This is a genomic window from Caballeronia concitans, from assembly GCF_001544615.1.
In the GTDB taxonomy this organism is placed as follows: Bacteria; Pseudomonadota; Gammaproteobacteria; order Burkholderiales; family Burkholderiaceae; genus Caballeronia; species Caballeronia concitans.
Window position 1 is genome coordinate 1 of the sequence record NZ_FCNV02000005.1, and the last position, 19,706, is coordinate 19,706.

Genomic DNA, 19,706 nt, shown 5'->3' on the forward strand with positions numbered 1-19,706 from the left:
GGCCTGGCGTCGCTGTGCATCGGCGGCGGCATGGGCGTCGCGCTGGCGCTCGAGCGTCCGTAAGGCGCGGCGAGCGTCGCGCCGGCAGCACGGGCAGGGACACGGAACGGCACAGGGGCAAGCGGGCGGCGCGGAGGGGCGCGGCCCGCATAACGAAAAGGGAGTCGGGAATGACGAAGCGCATAGCGTATGTAACGGGCGGGATGGGCGGCATCGGTACGAGCATTTGCCAGCGTCTGCATAAGGACGGCTTCACCGTCGTCGCGGGCTGCGGCCCGAATTCGCCGCGTCGCGTGAAATGGCTCGAAGATCAGAAGGCGCTCGGTTTCGACTTCATCGCGTCGGAAGGCAATGTCGGCGACTGGGAATCGACCAAGAACGCGTTCGACAAGGTCAAGGCCGAAGTCGGCGAGATCGACGTGCTCGTGAACAACGCGGGCATCACGCGCGACGTGGTGTTTCGCAAGATGACGCACGAAGACTGGACGGCGGTCATCGACACGAACCTGACGAGTCTCTTCAACGTGACGAAGCAGGTGATCGACGGCATGGTGGAGCGCGGCTTCGGGCGCATCATCAATATTTCGTCGGTAAACGGGCAGAAGGGACAGTTCGGGCAGACGAACTATTCGACGGCGAAGGCCGGCATTCACGGCTTCACGATGGCGCTCGCGCAGGAAGTGGCGACCAAGGGCGTGACGGTGAACACGGTGTCGCCGGGCTATATCGGCACGGACATGGTGAAGTCGATTCGCCCTGAAGTGCTGGAGAAGATCGTGGCGACCATCCCCGTCCGGCGTCTCGGCACGCCGGATGAAATCGGTTCGATTGTTGCGTGGCTGGCCTCGGAGGAATCGGGTTTTGCCACGGGCGCGGACTTCTCGCTCAATGGCGGCTTGCACATGGGCTGACGGGCGGCGGCTGTCGGATGGGCGCCCGGGGCGCCTGTCCGGACGGCCTCTGCTTGCCGGATATATCAATGATGCGGCGACCCGGCAGCAACGCTTTTTTGCGACAACGCAAGACATGCTTGCTGCCACCGCAGTAAAGTCTTGCGTTTAAAGGCGTTCAATGACCACCCCTACGACTACAAAGAAATCCGCCGAGCGACTCATAAAAAAATATCCGAACCGGCGGTTGTATGACACGGAGACGAGCACGTACATCACGTTGTCGGATGTGAAGCAGCTCGTGCTCGATCAGGAAGACTTCAAGGTGCTCGACGCCAAGTCCAACGACGACCTGACGCGCAGCATCCTGTTGCAGATCATTCTGGAGGAAGAGAGCGGCGGCTTGCCGATGTTTTCGTCGGTGATGCTTTCGCAGATCATCCGTTTTTACGGTCATGCGATGCAGGGCATGATGGGCACGTACCTGGAAAAGAACATACAGGCGTTCATCGATATCCAGCAGAAGCTGTCCGAACAGAGCAAGGGCATCTACGACGGCAACGCGCTGAATCCGGAAGTCTGGTCGCAATTCATGAACATGCAGGCCCCGATGATGCAGGGCATGATGACGAGCTATATCGAGCAGTCGAAGAACATGTTCGTGCAGATGCAGGAGCAGATGCAGAATCAGGCGAAGACGATGTTCAATACGTTTCCATTTCCCGGACAGGGGACTTCTTCTGGCGAGAAGAAGTAAGCAAGCGCTTTCTTTCCCTTCGGGGGATGCTTTTCGTTCGGTTTTTTTGCGGTTGCTTTTTATTCGCGTCGGTCTATTAGTGCGCCCCTCCCCGGGGCGGGGGTCACTTTCTTTGCTGCTGCAAAGAAAGTAACCAAAGAAAGCAGCTTTCTGGCCCGAAGCACTGAATGTCTGGTCACTTTGTAGAACCAGATTGGCACTCAGCTTGACACAGCCTTGAATCACCCTCCGCGCCCGCTGAGCGCCACGTCATGCGAGCCCCTCGGCTCGCCAAAACCGACAGGGCGCAAGGCGCAACACGAAACGCCAGCGCAACGCGTGAGAACGGCCCAAAGCAATCCGGGACGACAAAGGGTCAAGTTCGCTCGGAGCCACGTAGGCTCGCCGTGTGAGCGTGAATGCTGTCGGGGAAGTTGCGCTTTGCGTGACGCGTGGTGTCCCGAGGGTTTTGTCGAGCCGAGGGGCTCGGAGGACGTTAGTCGTCAGCGGGCGCGGAAGGTGATTCAAGGCTGTGTCAAGCTGAGTGCCAATGTGGTTCTACGGAGTGCAACGTGAACATGAACCGGGGGCGAAAAAGCTGCTTTCTTTGGTTACTTTCTTTGCAGCAGCAAAGAAAGTGACCCCCGCCCCGGGGAGGGGCGAGCTAATTGACCGACGCGAAAACAAGTTCAGCACAAGAGCCCGGTGTGCGGGCGCAAGAGCACTCGCAAAGAAAGCCGCCAACCCCATTCCGGTTAAAATAGCAAATTCGCCGCGACCCAGCGGCAAGGCACGAGCACGGTTGCAACCGTGCCCATCCCGGATGTCCCCGTGAATACTCCAGCAAAATCCACCGCCAGCGCGGCGCCAGCGCCAAAGATCGGTATGGTCAGCCTCGGCTGCCCGAAAGCCCTGGTCGATTCCGAGCAAATCATCACCCAATTGCGCGCCGAAGGTTACGAAATCTCCGGCAGCTATGACGGCGCCGACCTCGTCGTCGTCAACACGTGCGGCTTCATCGACGAAGCCGTGCAGGAAAGCCTCGACGCCATCGGCGAAGCGCTCAGCGAAAACGGCAAAGTCATCGTCACCGGCTGCCTCGGCGCGAAAAAAAGCGCGAGCGGCACCGGCCTCATCGAAGAAGTGCATCCGAAAGTGCTCGCCGTCACCGGTCCGCACGCGACCAACGAAGTGATGAACGCAGTGCACACGCATCTGCCGAAGCCGCACGATCCGTTCGTCGATCTCGTCCCGCCCGCCGGCATCAAGCTCACGCCGCGCCACTACGCGTATCTCAAGATTTCGGAAGGCTGCAACCATCGCTGCTCGTTCTGCATCATCCCGTCGATGCGCGGCGATCTCGTTTCGCGCCCCATCGCCGAAGTCATGCTCGAAGCCGAGAATCTCTTCAAGTCCGGCGTGAAGGAACTGCTCGTCATCTCGCAGGACACGAGCGCGTACGGCGTCGATGTCAAATACCGCACCGGCTTCTGGAACGGCAAGCCGCTCAAGACGCGCATGACCGAACTCGTCGGCGCGCTCGGCGAACTCGCCGCGCAATACGGCGCGTGGGTGCGGCTGCATTACGTGTATCCGTATCCGAGCGTCGATGAAGTCATCCCGATGATGGCCGATGGCGCGCTCAAAGGCCACGTCCTGCCGTATCTCGACGTGCCGTTCCAGCACGCGCATCCCGAAGTGCTCAAGCGCATGAAGCGCCCGGCCAACGCCGAGAAGGTGCTCGAACGCGTGAAGGCGTGGCGCGCGATGTGTCCCGATCTGACGATCCGCAGCACGTTCATCGCCGGCTTCCCGGGCGAAACCGAAGAGCAGTTCCAGACGCTGCTCGATTTCATCGCGGAAGCGGATCTCGACCGCGTCGGCTGCTTCGCGTACTCGCCGGTCGAAGGCGCGAGCGCCAACGAACTCGACGGCGCGCTGCCCGACGAAGTGCGCGAGGAACGCCGCGCGCGCTTCATGGAACTGGCCGAGGAGCTGTCGGCGAAGCGCATGAAGAAGAAGGTCGGCAAGACGCTGAAAGTGCTCGTCGATGAAGTCAGCGCCGAAGGCGGCGTCGGCCGGACAGCGGCGGATGCGCCGGAAATCGACGGCGTCGTGTATATCGCGCCGCCCACGAAGGCGTCCAAGCGCTACAAGGCCGGCGATTTCGTCTCGGTCAAGATCACCGGCGCCGACGGCCACGATCTCTGGGGCGAGGTCTGAACGATGACGCCGCTGAACCCGCTGAACCCGCTGAACCCGCACATTCTCGCGCTCGGCGAGGCGATGATCGAGTTCAATCAGTCAACGCGCAATGAACCGGCTTATCTGCAAGGCTTCGGCGGCGATGTCTCCAACTTTCTGATCGCGGCGGCACGGCAGGGCGCGGCGACGGGCTTCGTGTCCGCCGTCGGCAACGATCAGTTCGGGCAGTTGCTGCTCGATCTATGGCGCGCGGAAAACGTCGATACATCGGCGGTGCGGGTCGATCAACACGCGCCCACCGGCGTCTATTTCGTCTCGCACGGCGAGAGCGGGCATCGCTTCGACTATTTGCGCGCGGGATCGGCGGCGAGCCGCTATGCGCCGTCGGATGTGCCGCTCGATCTGATCGCGAACGCGAAGGTCGTGCATCTGTCCGGCATCAGTCTCGCAATCAGCGTGTCCGCGTGCGATGCCGCGTTCGCCGCCATCGACCACGCGCGCCGGCACGGCGTCAAAGTGAGCTTCGACACGAACCTGCGCCTGAAGCTGTGGCCGCTTGCGCGCGCCCGCGCGGTAATGCTCGAAGCCATTCGCGCGACCGACATCTGCCTGCCAAGTTACGACGACGTCACCGTGCTCACCGGCCACGACGACAAGGACGCCATCGTCGACGCGCTGCTCGCGCTCGGCCCCAAAATCGTCGCGCTGAAGCTCGGCAAGGAAGGCGCGTATATCGCGACGCCCGACGAGCGTCGCGTGGTGCCGGGGCGCGTCGTCAATGCGGTCGATGCCACCGGCGCGGGCGATTGCTTCGGCGGCGCGTTCATCGCGCGCATTGTCGCGGGCGACGATCCCTTCACCGCCGCGCGCTACGCGAACGTGGCGGCGGCATTATCGACGCGAGGCTTCGGCGCGGTCGCGCCCATTCCAGACCGGGCGACGGTCGAGCGGGCGCTCGGCGAATAACCTGAACGAGCACAACAAAGGAGACGACATGAAGCGCGAAGTGGTGGTGGCAAGCGGCGTGCGCACGGCAATCGGCGATTTCGGCGGCGCGCTGAAGGATTTCACGCCGAGCGATCTCGGCGCGCGCGTCGTGCGCGAGGCGCTTTCGCGGGCGCGCGTGACGGGCGATGAAGTCGGCCATGTCGTGTTCGGCAACGTGATCCAGACCGAGCCGCGCGACATGTATCTTGCGCGCGTCGCCGCGCTGGAAGGCGGCGTGACGCAGGACGCGCCCGCGCTCACGGTCAACCGCCTGTGCGGCTCGGGTTTGCAGGCCATCGTGTCGGCGTCGCAGTCCATTCTGCTGGGCGACGCGGACATCGCCATCGGCGGCGGCGCGGAAAGCATGAGCCGCGCGCCCTACGTGATGCCCGCCGCGCGCTTCGGACAGCGCATGGGCGACACGCGCATCGTCGACATGATGCTCGGCGCGCTCAACGATCCCTTCGACAAGATTCACATGGGCGTGACCGCCGAGAACGTCGCGAACAAGTACGGCATCACGCGCGAAGCGCAGGACGCGCTCGCGCTGGAATCGCACCGGCGCGCGGCGAAAGCGATCGAAGCCGGCTATTTCAAGGAACAGATTCTGCCGATCACGCTCGCATCGAAGAAGGGCGACACCGTCTTCGACCGCGACGAGCACGTGCGCATGAATGCGACGCCGGACGATTTCGCGAAGCTCAGGCCCGTCTTCGCGAAGGAGAACGGCACGGTGACGGCGGGCAACGCGTCGGGCATCAACGACGCCGCGGCGGCCGTCGTGCTGATGGAGCGCGGTGTCGCGGAGAAGCGCGGCCTGCAGCCGCTCGCGCGCCTCGTCGCTTACGCGCATGCGGGCGTCGATCCGAAAATCATGGGCATCGGCCCCGTGCCGGCGACGCAGAAGGTGCTGGAGCGCGCGGGCCTCACCGTCGACGATCTCGACGTGATCGAAGCCAACGAAGCCTTCGCCGCGCAAGCGTGCGCCGTCATGCAGCAATTGAAGCTCGATCCCGCGAAGGTCAATCCGAACGGCTCGGGCATTTCGCTCGGCCATCCGATCGGCGCGACGGGCGCGCTCATCACGGTGAAGGCGCTCTACGAACTGCAACGCATCGGCGGGCGCTACGCGCTGGTGACGATGTGCATCGGCGGCGGTCAGGGCATCGCGGCGATCTTCGAGCGCATTTGAAGTGGTATCGAAGGAAGGAAGCATGAAAGAAGCAAGGAAGCGCCGCGTAGTGTCGACCCGGCTGACGATCATGGCGGCGGCATCGGCGATGTTCGCGCTCGCGGGCTGCAACTCGCCGATGCCGCCGGATACGTCGTCGAATAGTGGAAGCAGCGGAAGCGGCGTCGTCCCGGAGGGCGAGTCTCACGGCGCGGACGAAGCCATCCGCACGCTTGCGCTGCCGCCGCAAAAGCCGCTCGCGCCGAATCCGGAGTACGCGCGCTTTCCGCGCTATGTCGGCACGCTCGGCGGCAGGCAGATCGAGATGAAGCTCGGCGCGAAAACCGACGAGCCTTCCGGCGTGCATGGCGAATACCGCTTCGCGGGCAGTCCGTCGGTGATTCTCGTCGCCGGCGACCGTGACGGCGAGACGCTCGAAATCGAGGAGTCGAACGACGGCACGCATATCACGGGCAACTGGGTCGGCAAATTCGAGGCGGACGGCAGCGTGTCCGGCGAGCGCATGGACCCGGACGATTCCAACGCGCAGCCGTTCGAACTGCGGCCCGCCGTCGCCGGCGCGAAGCTGCCGCCTTTGCCTGCTGCGGGCGCTGCGCTCCGCAGTCCCGCGCCTTCGCTCGAACCCGCGCCGCCGCCTGCGCCGCGTCCGAACGCGGTCGGCGGCACGACCAACGTGATCATCGGCGAATAGGCGTCTTTCATGCGAACGGGCGCCGCCGGAAACGCGGGCGGCGCCTGTCTTTTTGCTCTCCATTCATCACCATCGTTTCCCCGTCATGACCGATTCCAGCAGCCAGGACCGCGACCTGCAAACCCGCATCGTGCAGCCAGAAGACCGCATCACGCCCGGCTTCGAGTCGTTCGCGGTGCCGGTGGCGCGCGCATCGACGGTCGTGTTTCCCGATCTCGCGACCATGCGCGCGCTCGTCTGGAGCGACGATTCCAAGTGGCGCTACGGCCTGCACGGCACGCCGACGACGATCGCGCTCGCGCAACGCCTGGCCGCGATCGAAGGCGGCGAATACGCGCTGTTGCAGCCGTCCGGTCTTGCGGCGATCTCGAATGTGTACTTCGGGCTCGTCAAGGCGGGCGATCACGTGCTGATTCCGGACAACGCGTACTCGCCGAATCGCGAGCACGCGGACTGGCTCGCCGCCGACTTCGGGCTGGAAGTGAGCTATTACGATCCGATGGTGGGCGCGGGCATCGCCGATTCGATCCGTCCGAACACGAAGCTCATCTGGCTCGAAGCGCCGGGCTCGGTCACGATGGAAGTGCAGGACGTGCCGGCCATCGTCGCGGTTGCGCGTGCGCGCGGCATCGTGACGGCCATCGACAACACGTACTCCGCCGGGCTCGCGTTCAAGCCGTTCGACCATGGCGTCGACATTTCGGTGCAGGCGCTGACGAAGTATCAGTCGGGCGGCAGCGACATCCTGATGGGCGCGACCATCACACGCGATGCCGAGCTGCACAAGAAGCTCAAGCGCGCGCGGATGCGGCTGGGCGTGGGCGTCTCGGCCGATGATGCATCGCTCGTGCTGCGCAGCCTGCCGTCGATGAAATTGCGCTACGAGGCGCACGACCGCTCGGCGCTCGCGCTCGCGCGGTGGCTGAAGACGCGGCCGGAGGTATCGGCGGTGCTGCATCCGGCTATCGAAGATTGTCCCGGCCATGCGTTCTATGAGCGGGATTTCGCGGGCGGCGCGGGCGGTTTGTTCTCGATCGTATTCGATGCCCGGTACACCGCGGCTCAAGTCGATGCGTTCGTGGAATCGCTGCAACTGTTCGCGATCGGCTGGAGCTGGGGCGGCGCGCACAGCCTCGCGATGCCGTACAACGTTCGCTCGATGCGCACCGCGTCGCAGTGGCCGCATGAGGGCGTGCTGGTGCGCCTGTATATCGGCCTGGAAGACGAGGCCGATCTGCGCGCGGATATCGAAGCCGCGCTCGTCAAGGCGCTCGGCTGAGCGCCCGGACGGGTTGCGTCAGAACAAGCGCAGCAGCCCGTCCAGTCCCACGAAATTGAACGCGACGCTCGCGGCCTGACGCACGACCGGCTTCGCGCGAAACGCCACCGACAATCCCGCTTCGGCCATCATTTTCAGGTCGTTCGAGCCGTCGCCCATTGCAATGGCGCGCTGCGGGTCGATGCCGATCTTCTCGCACGTCTCGCGCAGCGTGCGCGCCTTGACCTCCGCATTCACAATTTCGCCGACGACCTTGCCCGTCAGCTTGCCATCGAGGATTTCGAGCGTGTTCGCACGCGTGTAGTCGATGCCGAGCCGCGCCTTCAGCCGCTCGGTGAAAAACGTGAATCCGCCGGAAACGAGCAGTGTCTTCAGACCGGCGGCGCGGGCGCCTTCGAGCATGCGCTCGGCGCCGGGCGAAAGACGCAGGCGTTCCTCGTAGACGCGTTCGAGCGCGCTCGCGTCCAGACCTTCGAGCAGCGCGACGCGGCGCGTCAGGCTTTCGTTGAAGTCCTTGATTTCGCCGCGCATCGCCGCTTCCGTGATCGCCGCGACTTCCGCTTTCAGGCCGCAGAAATCCGCAATTTCGTCGATGCATTCGATGGTGATGAGCGTCGAATCCATGTCCATCGCGACGAGGCCGAAATCCGAAAGCTGCGACTGCGGTTCCACGAACGCGTAGTCGAGCGCATGTGTGCCGCAATAAGCATCGATGTCGGGCCGTTGCAGCGGATCGGCGTCGATGAAGCGCAGCAGCGTATCGTCGATGTGCGCCGTTTCGCGGGAGCGGGCGAGGGCGGCGAGCGGCTTGACGTGCGCATCGGAGATCGGGGCGGGGCTTTGAATGACGAGGTTCATCGAAGGCGGTGCGGTGTGCGGTGAGTGCGCGGGAAACGGCTATTGTACGGGGCGCGGTGTGACTTTTTGAGATCGCTCGCGGCGTGGCGGGTTGCATTTTGCATGCATCATGCAGCGTGCCGCATGCAAAATGCCAAGCGGCTAGCGCTGCACCCGCTCCGGTGCCAAGTCCCAATAAGGCGGCTCGCCGAACCGTTCCGCGAGGAATTCGATGAACGCCAGCGTCTTCGGCGGCACGAACGCGCGGCTCGGATACACCGCCCAGATCGCGACGGTCTGCGCGAGCGGATAGTCATCCAGCACGGTCACGAGTTCGCCGCTCGCCAGCAGCGGCGCGACGCTCCACGTCGATTTCAGTCCGATGCCGATGCCGGCCGCGAGCGCATCGCGCAGCACTTCGCCGTTGTCGGTCACGAGCCGGCCCGACACGCGCACTTCCATGACGCCCGTCGGCGTGACGAAACCCCAGTCGCGCTGGTCCGCGAGAATCACGCATTCATGATGCGCGAGATCGGCGGGATGCCGCGGCGTGCCGTGCTGCTCCAGATAGGCCGGCGACGCGCACAGCACGCGGCGATTGCTCGCGAGCTTGCGCGCGATGAGCGTCGAATCCTTCAGCGCGCCGATGCGGATCGCAAGATCGATCCCTTCATCGACGAGATCGACGATCTGATCGGTCATGCGCAGATCCACGGAAACGCCGGGATACCGTCGCAGGAAGTCGGGGATCAGCGGCGAAATGTGCTGCCGCCCGAGCGATGACGGCATCGTCACGCGCAGCCGTCCGTGCGGCTCTTCGAGCGCCCGCCCGACCGATGCGCGCGCCGCTTCCGCTGCATCGAGCAGACCGCGCGCGTGCGCCGCGAAGATTTCGCCTTCCTGCGTGACGCTCACGCGCCGCGTCGTCCGATGCAGGAGCCGCGCGCCCAGCATCCGCTCCAGTCCCGCGATGCGCGCGCTCGCCACCGCCGGCGACAAGCCGAATTCCCGCGCCGCCGACGACAGATTCGCGAGCGCCGCGGCTCGCACGAAGAGCGCCACGTCGAGAAGATCGAGTCTGTCTCGCGCGTCGGCCGCCAGGATGTCGCCCGTCATTCGATGGATTTTCCGAAAAATGTTTCCACGATTATCGCGGTTTTTTGCATACCGCATGCAAGTTAAGATGCGCGCATCGTTCACGTATTGCTACAAGGAGCTACTCATGAAAGCCATCGGCCTGACGCGCTATCTTCCGATTTCGAATCCCGAATCGCTCGTCGATATCGAACTGGACAAACCGACGCCCACGGGCCGCGACCTGCTCGTGAAAGTGGAAGCGATCGCCGTGAATCCCGTCGACACGAAAGTGCGCGCGCCGAAGGACAAGGTCGAGGAAACGCCGCGCGTGCTCGGCTGGGACGCGGCGGGCGTCGTCGAGGCGGTCGGCCCGGACGTCACGCTCTTCAAGGCGGGCGATGCCGTCTACTACGCGGGCGACATCACGCGTCAGGGCGCGAACAGCGAATTCCATCTGATCGACGAGCGCATTGTCGGCGCGAAGCCGAAGTCGCTCGATTTCACGCACGCGGCGGCGTTGCCGCTCACGACCATCACCGCGTGGGAAGCGCTCTTCGACCGCCTGAAGGTCTCGGCCGAAGGCAAGGACGCGGGCAAGACCATGCTGATCGTCGGCGGCGCGGGCGGGGTCGGGTCCATCGGCATCCAACTCGCGAAGCAGGTCGCGAAGCTGCATGTGATCGCGACCGCGTCGCGGCCCGAATCGGCGAAATGGGCGACGGAGCTGGGGGCGGACCGCATCGTCAATCACTTCGACGATATCCCGAAGCAACTGAAGGACGCGGGCATCGGCCAGGTCGATTACGTGCTGATCTTCAACGACACCGACAAGCATTTCCCCGCCGCCGCCGAAGTCGTGAAGCCGCAGGGCGCCATTTGCACGATCGTCGAGAACGCGCGGCCGCTCGCGATCGATCTTCTGAAGGCGAAGAGCGCCGCGTTCCATTGGGAATTCATGTTCACGCGCGCGATGTTCCAGACGCCCGACATGATCGAGCAGCACAAGCTGCTGTCCGAAGTGGCGCGGCTGATCGACGCAGGCACGATCCGCACGACGCTCGGCAAGAACATCGGCAAGATCGATGCGGCCAATTTGCGCGAGGCGCATCGGCTTCTGGAAGAAGGGCGCGCAATCGGCAAGCTCGTTCTCACCGGCTTCTGAAACGGGCTTCCGAAACGATCGGCTGCTTTGTTTTGCCGCGTGCCCGCCTCGGGTTTTCCATGACGAAGGCCGGGCACGCGCGGCGCTAGACTGACTCCGCCTTAAGCCGATCCGGCGTGCGTTTCGCCGGATCTTCATCGAGTGCTTATCACGGAGGTGCCGGATGAATCGACGTTCGAACGCAGGCCGCCACGCCATCGCAGCCGTTCTCGCGACGAGCGTGCTCGCGACGGCGCATGCGACGCCCGGCATCAAGGTTCTCTCCGAAGCGCCCAACGACGGCCCGATCAAGTACACGGTCAAGATGGCGTCGAAGAACTTCGGCAACGAGCAGGAAACGCGCACGATCCGCTCCGGCCAGACCGACGACTTCACCTGGCAAGGCTCGGCTCCGAGCGGGGCGCAGCCGGTGCCGGACGGGTGCCCGCAAGTCGGATCGGTGCCGCGCAGCGCGGAAGGAATGGCCGTGCGACAGGTGCAGATCCGCTTTGCGCCGGTCGTCGCGGATAACGGCGTGGCGAACGTGCAGATCAGTTTTCGTGCGTATGCGCCGAAGGGCACGAGCAAAGTCACGGTGGGCGGCAAGACGCTGCAATGCCCCGCCGACAATCACGTGAGCCAGATCGTCCGTTTCTCCATGCCCACTTCCACCGGCTCGAAGAAAACCGTCACGCTCGATGACGGCACGCAACTGACCGTCACGGCTAGCCGCAAGTAGCGCACCGTTTTCTTCCAGCAAGGACCGGACGGCGCGCTTGCGTCTCGCGCCAGAACGCAACTAACGGTCGATTTTTCTCGCCACATTGCTTCGACGCCGCGCGTTGAAACGCCGATGCTCACGTGCCAGCAGCCACGCACGTACATGGCACGCTTCCTGCGGCGCCTCACCATGCGCAATGCGCCGCATCGGCGCCCCGGCGCACCATCGACCATTCCGATAGCGAGGTAATCGCGATGCCGCACATGATTTGGAAAGGCGCGATCAGCTTCGGGCTGGTCCACGTGCCTGTGCAACTCTATCCGGCGACGCAGTCGGAGAAAGTCGGCTTCAATCTGCTCGACAAGCGCTCGATGGATCCCATCGGCTACAAGCAGATCAACAAGAACACCGGCAAGGACGTCACGCGCGACAACATCGTGCGCGGCTTCGAATATGAGAAGGGCAAATACGTCGTGATGACCGACGCCGAGATCCGCGCGGCCAATCCCGAATCGACGCAAACGGTCGATATTCTTTCCTTCGTCGATGCTCCCGAAATCTCGTTCCTCTCGCTCGACACGCCGTACTACCTCACGCCCGATCGCAAGGGCGAGAAGGTCTATGCGCTTCTGCGCGATGCGTTGAAGGACACCGGCAAGGTCGGCATTGCGAGCGTCGTGCTGCACAACAAGCAGCATCTCGCCGCGCTGATTCCCGTGGGTCCCGCGCTCGCGCTCAACACGTTGCGCTGGGGCGATGAAGTGCGCGATTTCACCGAATTCAAGTTTCCCGACGAGGACACGAAGAAGGCCGGCGTCACGTCGAAAGAACTGGATATGGCGAAGCGCCTCATCGACGACATGAGCGACTCGTGGGACCCGACGAAGTATCACGATACGTTCCGCGACGACATCATGAAACTCGTCGATCAGAAGGTGAAGGAAGGCAAGATCGCCGAAGTGATGAAGTTCGAGGAAGGCGGCGAAGAGAAGGCGAGCGCCGACATACTCGATCTTTCCGAGCTGCTCAAGCGCAGCCTGAAGAGCGGCGGCGCGACGAAGAGCGGCAAGGCATCGCCATCGAAGGCCGATGCGGGCGATGACGCCGCCGAAGAACCCGCGCGCCCGGCCCGTAAGACGGCGCGTCGCAAGCGCGCTTGATCGCGCAGCGCATCGCATGGAAGAAGCACCGGCAAAGGAGCATTCACGACGATGACCGGCAAGCTCGAAACCTATCAACGCATGCGGCGTTTCAACGAGACGCCGGAGCCGTCGGGGGAGAAGGCCGCCGCGCGCAAGACGCCGTCGCGCGCGAAGAAGACGACGAAAAAGGCCCCAGCGCAGACACTTTCCTTCGTGATCCAGGAACACGACGCGCGCCGGCTGCATTACGACTTCCGGCTCGAACTGGACGGCACACTCAAGTCGTGGGCCGTGCCGAAGGGGCCGAGTCTCGATCCATCGGTGAAGCGGCTCGCCGTGCATGTCGAAGATCATCCGATCGACTACGGCTCGTTCGAAGGCGATATTCCCGAAGGCAATTACGGCGCGGGCAGCGTCATCGTGTGGGATCGTGGAACGTGGGCGCCGCAGACGGGCACCGCCGAAGACGCATCGCGCGATTACGAAAAAGGCAAGCTCAAGTTCGTGCTCGACGGCGAAAAGCTGCATGGCGGCTGGACGCTCGTGCGCAGTCACATGCGCGGCAGCGGCGACAAGGAGCAATGGTTCCTCATCAAGGAACGCGACGACGAAGCGCGTCCCGAGTCCGAATACGACGTACTCCTGAAGAAGCCGGGCAGCGTGCTCTCTGATTCTCTGGGCGCGCGGTTAGAAAACGGCGAGCTGCGCGATCGCACCGAACGCAAGGCGAAACCGGCGGCGCGTCGGACCGCGCCGCGTCCCGCGAACGAGAAGGGCGATGGCCACGCGCATCCGGATATCGTCGCGACGCGTAACGCGGAATCGCTGCGGGCGCTGTCGCACGATCCGGCGATAGAAGGCGCGACGAAGGCGAAGCTCCCCGAGCTGCTGAAGCCGCAACTCGCCACGCTCGTCGATGCCGCGCCGCCCAGCGATGATTGGGCGTACGAAATAAAATTCGACGGCTATCGCGTGCTGGCGCGCATCGAGCGATCGGGCAACAAGCGCGACATTCGCATCTACACGCGCAACGGCAACGACTGGACCGCCAAGTTTCCGAAGCAGGTGAAGGCGCTGGAGAAGCTGGACATCGAAAGCGGATGGCTGGATGGCGAAGCGGTCGTGCTCGACGATCGCGGGCTGCCGGATTTTCAGGCGCTGCAAAATGCGTTCGATGTCGGCCGTCCGCAAGACATCGTCGTGTACTTCTTCGATCTCGTCTATCTCAATGGCTACGACCTGCGCAACGTGCCGCTCGTGCAGCGGCGCGCGTTGCTGAAAGCCGTCGTCGAACCCGTCGACGATCCCGCGCTGCGCTATTCCGAAGACTTCGCCTTCAGCGCCGACGATCTGCTCAAGAGCGCGTGCGACATGTCGCTCGAAGGAATCATCGGCAAGCGGATCGACAGCACGTACGTCTCCGGGCGCAGCAATTCATGGATCAAGCTCAAGTGCCGGCGCAGGCAGGAATTCGTCGTATGCGGCTACTCGGAGCCAACGGGCAGCCGCGCGCAGTTCGGCGCGCTGCTGCTCGGCGTGTACGACGCTAAGGGCAAGCTGCAATATGCGGGGCGCGTCGGCAGCGGCTTCGATCATGCGACGCTCGTCGCGGTGAAGAAGGAACTCGACAAGCGCGAGACCGATCGCATGCCTTTCGAGCGCGAGCCGCAAGAGCGCAGCCGAACACCCGTGCATTGGGTGAAGCCGGAACTCGTGGCCGAATGCAATTTCGCGGAATGGACCAAGGAGCGCATCGTGCGACAAGCATCGTTCGTCAGTCTGCGCGACGATAAACCGGCGCGGCAGATCGTGAAGGAAGAGCCGGCATCGGCGAAGAAGGTCGAAGCGGAAGTCGAAGAGAGCGCCGCGAAGCCGAAGGCGCGCAAGACGGCGTCGGCGAAAACTGCCGCTAAAACCCCTGCAAAAACCGCATCGAAGACGCGCGCAAAAGCGGGTGCGAGCGAAGTGGAAGGCGTGAAGATCAGCCATCCGGATCGCGTGATCGACAAATCGACGGGTCTCACGAAGTTGGACGTCGTCGAGTATTACGCGTCGATCGCGCAATGGATGCTGCCGCATTTGCAAGACCGCGCCGTGTCGCTCGTGCGCGCGCCGGACGATATCGGCGGCGAGCTGTTCTTTCAGAAGCACAGCGCGCGGCTCGCCATTCCGCACATCACGCAGCATCCGGACGCCGATCCCGGGCATCCGCCGCTTCTGACCGTCGAGTCCGCGCAGGCGCTCGTCGGCACGGCGCAGATGGGCACCATCGAACTGCATACGTGGAATTCGGTGGTGTCGAACATCGAGAAGCCGGATCGGATGGTGTTCGATCTCGATCCGGGCGAGGGCGTCGGCTGGGATCGCATGCTCGAAGCGGCCACGCTCACGCGCGACCTGCTTCAGGAACTCGGCCTCGCGTCGTTCTGCAAGACGAGCGGCGGCAAGGGCGTGCATGTGGTCGTGCCGCTCGCGAAACAGGCCGGCTGGGACGAGATGAAGGGCTTCTCGCAGGCCGTCGCGCAGCACATGGCGAAGACGCTGCCGAAACTGTTCTCGGCCAAGATGGGCATGCAGAACCGGCGCGACAAGATTTTCATCGACTATCTGCGCAACAATCGCGGATCGAGCACGGTCTGCGCGTTCTCGCTGCGTGCGCGGCCGGGCCTGGGCGTATCGATGCCGATTGGCTGGGACGAACTCGCCGACACGAAGAGCGGCGATCAATGGAACATCGGCAACGCGCGCGAACGCATGGAAGCGCTCGCCGCCGATCCGTGGGAAGGCTACGCGAAGCAGCGTCAGCGGCTCACGGTGCAGATGAAGAAGCGGCTGGGTATCGGCGGATAAAGAGAAGGAGCTCACGATGAAGCAAACGAAGGACGCACCGAAGGACGGCCGCAAAGAAGACGCCGACAAGCCGCTCTTGCCGAACGAAGCAGATCAGACCGCGGAGTCGCAGCACGAAGAGGAGCCGCGCGATGTCGGCAAGCAGGCGCATGAAGACATCGAACGCGGCCTCGTCGATACGGACCGGCGCAGCAATCTCGACGGCGACGCGTCGCTCAAGTAATGAACCGGACGGTGAGTTTTGGAAGGAAAGGCACGCGTCGTGCATGACAGGGCGGCGGCCGGTTGCGTAGAATGATTCTCTATTCATGAAAGGGGCGCGATGCCGCACCTTTCTTACCGATCCGGCCGCAATACACGCATCCATCCGGTAATCACTTCCGATCAGCAGGCCTTTCGCTGCATCGCCGGAACCTCCGGCATGCAAGCCACACAATCGAACGATGCAACACACTCTTCTGTCACGCCTGAAGAACGACACCGCCGTGTGCCACACGCGGCTGGAGAACGCACTCGATCTGATGCGCGACGACCTCCAGCGCGACGAATATATCGCGCTGCTGCAACGCTTCTACGGCTACGTTGCGCCGTGGGAGGACGCGATCGGCGCGTGCATGCCCGCGTCGCTGCGCGCATTCTTCGATGAACGCCGCAAGGCGCCGCTGCTTGCCGCCGACATCGCGGATCTCGCCGCGCTGTCGGGCGAACGCGCCGCGCCCGATGCCCTGCCGCACGCCGATGCGCTCGCCGACTTGCCGCGCATAAGCGATATCGGCGGGGCATTCGGTTCGATGTACGTGATGGAAGGCTCGACGCTCGGCGGCCGCTTCATCGCGCCGCATGTCGCGCGGTTGCTGGACCTGCCGCCGGTTATCGGCAATACCTATTTCGACGGCTACGGCGCGCGCACCGGCAGCATGTGGAACGCGTTTCGCGAAACCGCCGCCGCCACCGTGCCCGAAGCGCAATACGACTCGGCCGTGAGCGCGGCCATCGACACGTTCGAAACCTTGCAGGCGTGGCTGTGCTCGTCGCTGGAAACGCCGGCGACCTCGGGAGCCGCCGCATGAGCGATCTTCCCGGCGCGCCGCGCGCACCGAACGAGGCGGAGGCACGCAGCGCAGGTCCGCCCGATGCCGAAGCGCGCCGCCGCACGCTGAGTTCGGGCGTCGTCGGCGAGGATTGCGGCGCGGAGCCGATCCACATTCCGGGCGGCATCCAGCCACACGGCTATCTGCTCGTGCTCGACGAACGCGGCGCGCAAGCGGGCGACACGCGCATCGTGCAGGCGAGCGAAAACGTCGCCGCGCTCACGGGCGAAAGCGTCGAAACGCTGCTCGGCAAGCCGCTCGATGCGCTGCTCGGGACGGCCGAGGCGCGCCGCATCGCGCAGGCGGCATCGACGATGGAAGTCGACGACGCACCGCTCTACGTCGGCGCGATGCACAAGCTTCCGGGCGCGCGCGAATCCACGCGGCTCGACGTGACGATCCATCGGCACGACGGCGCGCTGATCGTCGAAATGGAGGCGGCGGCGCAGTCGGAAGAATCCGCGTTTTCGTCGATGTATCCGCTCGTGCGCACGTTCGCGCGCGGTCTGCAAAACGCGGAGACGGTGCAGGAGCTGGCCGAACTCGCGGTGCGCGAAGTGCGGGCGATCAGCGGCTTCGGCCGCGTGATGCTCTACAGCTTCGACGCCGAAGGCCGCAGCCACGTGCGCGCCGAAGATCGCGACGAGCGCTACGCGTCGTTCCTGCATCAATTCTTTCCGGCGTCCGACATTCCGCCGCAGGCGCGCGCGCTCTATCTGCGCAACCGCATCCGCCTGGTCGCCGATGTCGACTATGTTCCCGCGCGGCTCGTGCCCGAGTGCAATCCCGTCACGGGCCGTCCGACGGACCTGACCTACGCGGCGCTGCGCAGCTTCTCGCCGGTGCATCTCGAATACATGCGCAATATGGGCACGCACGCGTCGATGTCGGTGTCGATCGTCGTGCGCGGCAAGCTGTGGGGCCTCATTTCCTGTCACGATCACGACCCGCGCCAGGTGCCGTTCAGCACGCGGCTCGCCATCGAGCATCTCGGGCACATGCTGTCCCTGCAGATCGAAGCGAAGGAAGAGCGCGCCGAGGCCGAGTATCTCGCCGAGCTGCGCCGCACGATGGCGCGTTTGATCGCCGCGATGGGCGAGCAGGAGAACTTCGTCGCCGGGCTGCGCGGCGTGCCGAACGACGTGCTGGGCTTCGCGCGTTCGGCGGGCGCGGCCATCGTCATGAACGATCAGGTGACGCTGATGGGCGCGACGCCCGACAAGGACACGGTGCGTGCGCTCACGGACTGGCTCGCGGAGCACACGTCCGGCGTCTGGGCCACGGATTCGCTCGCGCGCGAATGGCCGCCCGCGAAGGCGCACGAAGACAAGGCGTGCGGCGTGCTCGCGGTGCCGGTGTCGCAAATTTTCCGAAATTATCTGCTCTGGTTCCGACCCGAGCGGATGCAGACCATCAAATGGGCCGGGGAGCCGGTCAAGGTGCGCGGCGCGGACGGCGCGAGCGCGCCGCGCACGAGCTTCAGCCCGTGGCTCGAAACGGTGCGCGGGCATTCCGCGTCGTGGCGGCAGGGCGAACTGGAAATCGCGAGCGAGTTGCGCGGGGCGCTGCTGAACATCGTGCTGCGGCGCGCGGAAGAGCGCGCCGAACTCGCGACCGAACTCGCACGCGCGAACAAGGAACTGGAAGCGTTTTCGTATTCGGTGTCGCATGACTTGCGCGCGCCGCTTCGGCACATCGCCGGATACGGAGACCTGCTGCGCGAGCAGGAAGGCGAGCGCATGTCGGAGAAAAGCCGGCGCTTTCTCAACAACATGCTGGATTCTGCGCGTTTCGCGGGCACGCTCGTCGACGATCTGCTGACGTTCTCGCAAATGGGCCGCGCGGCGCTGCGTCCCGCGCCGGTCGATCTCGCGCCGCTCGTGCGCGCGATCGTGCAGGAATTCGAGGCGGACACGCCGGAGCGGCGCATCGAATGGGACATCCGCGACTTGCCGCGCGTCACCGGCGACGCGGCTTTTCTGCAACTCGCGCTGCGCAACCTCATTTCGAACGCGGTGAAATATACGAGAACGCGAGAATCGGCGAAAATTGAGATATTCGCGACTCGCAGCGGCGATGAGCACATCGTCGGCGTGAGGGACAACGGCGTCGGCTTCGACATGAAGTACGGAGCGAAGCTGTTCGGCGTGTTCCAGCGGCTGCATCGCGCGGAGGAATTCGAAGGGACGGGGATCGGGCTCGCCAACGTGCGGCGCATCGTCGAGCGTCACGACGGGCGCACGTGGGCCGAAGGACGGCTGGGAGAGGGCGCGACGTTCTACTTTTCCCTGCCGGTCGAGTTCCAGAGCGTCACGGGGCGCGAAGCTGCCCGCCCGAATTCCGGCGCGCCGCATTCGCAGCGTCAGTAACGAAGTCAACAACAGACCCATGCTTAAACCGATATTGCTCGTCGAAGACAATCCGAACGACCTCGAGCTCACGCTCGTCGCGCTCGGCAAAAGCCAGCTCGCCAACGAAGTGATCGTCGCGCGCGACGGCCAGGAAGCCATCGACTATCTGACCAGCGAAGGCGAATGGAAGGAACGCACGCCCGGCAATCCGGCCGTCATCCTGCTCGACCTGAAGCTGCCGAAGATCGACGGCCTCGAAGTGCTCGACATGATCCGCTCGAACGCCACGCTGAAGAGCATTCCGGTCGTGATGCTGACTTCGTCGCGCGAAGAGCAGGACCTGATTCGCAGCTACGAACTCGGCGTCAACGCTTACGTGGTGAAGCCGGTGGAGTTCGCGGAATTCGTCGAGGCGATCAGCGACCTCGGCGTGTTCTGGGCCGTCCTCAACGAGCCGCCGCCGGGCTCGACGCGCTTTCGCCGTCCGGCGGGGCAATGAACGCGCGCCCGCCCGTC

The 19,706-nt window shown here is 64.3% G+C and carries 17 protein-coding genes; 15 read left to right on the top strand and 2 right to left on the bottom strand.

What is annotated here, in order from left to right; all coding sequences use genetic code 11:
- Positions 1-170: 170 nt before the first annotated feature.
- The 7 genes from AWB72_RS14225 to AWB72_RS14255 all read left to right on the top strand — a co-directional run bounded on the left by AWB72_RS14225 (position 171) and on the right by AWB72_RS14255 (position 7,980).
- On the top strand, positions 171-911 hold the full coding sequence (locus AWB72_RS14225) for a 3-ketoacyl-ACP reductase (protein ID WP_040048396.1): 741 nt from the start codon (positions 171-173) through the stop codon (positions 909-911).
- A 160-nt stretch (positions 912-1,071) separates the two neighbouring features.
- Positions 1,072-1,647 carry a polyhydroxyalkanoate synthesis repressor PhaR gene (gene phaR / locus AWB72_RS14230; protein ID WP_040048397.1) on the top strand — a complete coding sequence of 192 codons (576 nt, stop codon included), beginning with the start codon at positions 1,072-1,074 and terminating at the stop codon, positions 1,645-1,647.
- An 864-nt stretch (positions 1,648-2,511) separates the two neighbouring features.
- Positions 2,512-3,849: a 30S ribosomal protein S12 methylthiotransferase RimO gene (gene rimO / locus AWB72_RS14235; RefSeq protein WP_052449640.1), complete on the top strand. Its 1,338-nt coding sequence runs from the start codon at positions 2,512-2,514 to the stop codon at positions 3,847-3,849.
- Between the two features lie 3 nt (positions 3,850-3,852).
- Positions 3,853-4,797, top strand: coding sequence for a sugar kinase (locus AWB72_RS14240; RefSeq protein ID WP_040048399.1), 945 nt, complete (start codon positions 3,853-3,855; stop codon positions 4,795-4,797).
- A gap of 28 nt (positions 4,798-4,825) precedes the next feature.
- A complete protein-coding gene (gene bktB, locus AWB72_RS14245) occupies positions 4,826-6,010 on the top strand; it encodes a beta-ketothiolase BktB (protein ID WP_040048400.1) in 1,185 nt (394 codons plus the stop codon).
- A 22-nt stretch (positions 6,011-6,032) separates the two neighbouring features.
- Positions 6,033-6,701 carry a hypothetical protein gene (locus AWB72_RS14250; RefSeq protein ID WP_244285633.1) on the top strand — a complete coding sequence of 223 codons (669 nt, stop codon included), beginning with the start codon at positions 6,033-6,035 and terminating at the stop codon, positions 6,699-6,701.
- 85 nt (positions 6,702-6,786) lie between these two features.
- A complete protein-coding gene (locus tag AWB72_RS14255) occupies positions 6,787-7,980 on the top strand; it encodes a cystathionine beta-lyase (protein ID WP_040048401.1) in 1,194 nt (397 codons plus the stop codon).
- An 18-nt stretch (positions 7,981-7,998) separates the two neighbouring features.
- Here AWB72_RS14255 and serB read toward each other — a convergent pair whose 3' ends face one another.
- Complete coding sequence (gene serB, locus AWB72_RS14260) at positions 7,999-8,838, bottom strand: phosphoserine phosphatase SerB (RefSeq protein ID WP_040048402.1); 840 nt, start codon at positions 8,836-8,838, stop codon at positions 7,999-8,001.
- A gap of 141 nt (positions 8,839-8,979) precedes the next feature.
- Positions 8,980-9,933 (bottom strand): LysR family transcriptional regulator, encoded by a 954-nt coding sequence (locus AWB72_RS14265; protein ID WP_040048403.1) that lies wholly within the window; start codon positions 9,931-9,933, stop codon positions 8,980-8,982.
- Positions 9,934-10,039: 106 nt separating this feature from the next.
- Here AWB72_RS14265 and AWB72_RS14270 point away from each other — a divergent pair, with 106 nt between their 5' ends.
- From AWB72_RS14270 to AWB72_RS14305, 8 genes are all read left to right on the top strand, one after another.
- Positions 10,040-11,056: a zinc-binding alcohol dehydrogenase family protein gene (locus AWB72_RS14270; RefSeq protein ID WP_040048569.1), complete on the top strand. Its 1,017-nt coding sequence runs from the start codon at positions 10,040-10,042 to the stop codon at positions 11,054-11,056.
- A gap of 163 nt (positions 11,057-11,219) precedes the next feature.
- Positions 11,220-11,774 (top strand): DUF6013 family protein, encoded by a 555-nt coding sequence (locus AWB72_RS14275; RefSeq protein ID WP_040048404.1) that lies wholly within the window; start codon positions 11,220-11,222, stop codon positions 11,772-11,774.
- A 236-nt stretch (positions 11,775-12,010) separates the two neighbouring features.
- Positions 12,011-12,916 carry a non-homologous end joining protein Ku gene (ku, locus tag AWB72_RS14280; protein ID WP_040048405.1) on the top strand — a complete coding sequence of 302 codons (906 nt, stop codon included), beginning with the start codon at positions 12,011-12,013 and terminating at the stop codon, positions 12,914-12,916.
- A 51-nt stretch (positions 12,917-12,967) separates the two neighbouring features.
- On the top strand, positions 12,968-15,748 hold the full coding sequence (ligD, locus tag AWB72_RS14285; RefSeq protein WP_087128144.1) for a DNA ligase D: 2,781 nt from the start codon (positions 12,968-12,970) through the stop codon (positions 15,746-15,748).
- Positions 15,749-15,764: 16 nt separating this feature from the next.
- Complete coding sequence (locus AWB72_RS14290) at positions 15,765-15,971, top strand: hypothetical protein (protein WP_040048407.1); 207 nt, start codon at positions 15,765-15,767, stop codon at positions 15,969-15,971.
- A gap of 220 nt (positions 15,972-16,191) precedes the next feature.
- The gene (locus tag AWB72_RS14295; RefSeq protein WP_040048408.1) at positions 16,192-16,818 is read left to right on the top strand and encodes a biliverdin-producing heme oxygenase; all 627 of its coding nucleotides are present in this window, start codon (positions 16,192-16,194) and stop codon (positions 16,816-16,818) included.
- The gene (locus tag AWB72_RS14300) at positions 16,815-19,208 is read left to right on the top strand and encodes an ATP-binding protein (RefSeq protein WP_040048570.1); all 2,394 of its coding nucleotides are present in this window, start codon (positions 16,815-16,817) and stop codon (positions 19,206-19,208) included. The genes AWB72_RS14295 and AWB72_RS14300 overlap by 4 nt, the downstream gene beginning before the upstream one ends.
- 19 nt (positions 19,209-19,227) lie before the next feature.
- Complete coding sequence (locus AWB72_RS14305) at positions 19,228-19,689, top strand: response regulator (protein ID WP_040048409.1); 462 nt, start codon at positions 19,228-19,230, stop codon at positions 19,687-19,689.
- Positions 19,690-19,706 lie beyond the last annotated feature (17 nt).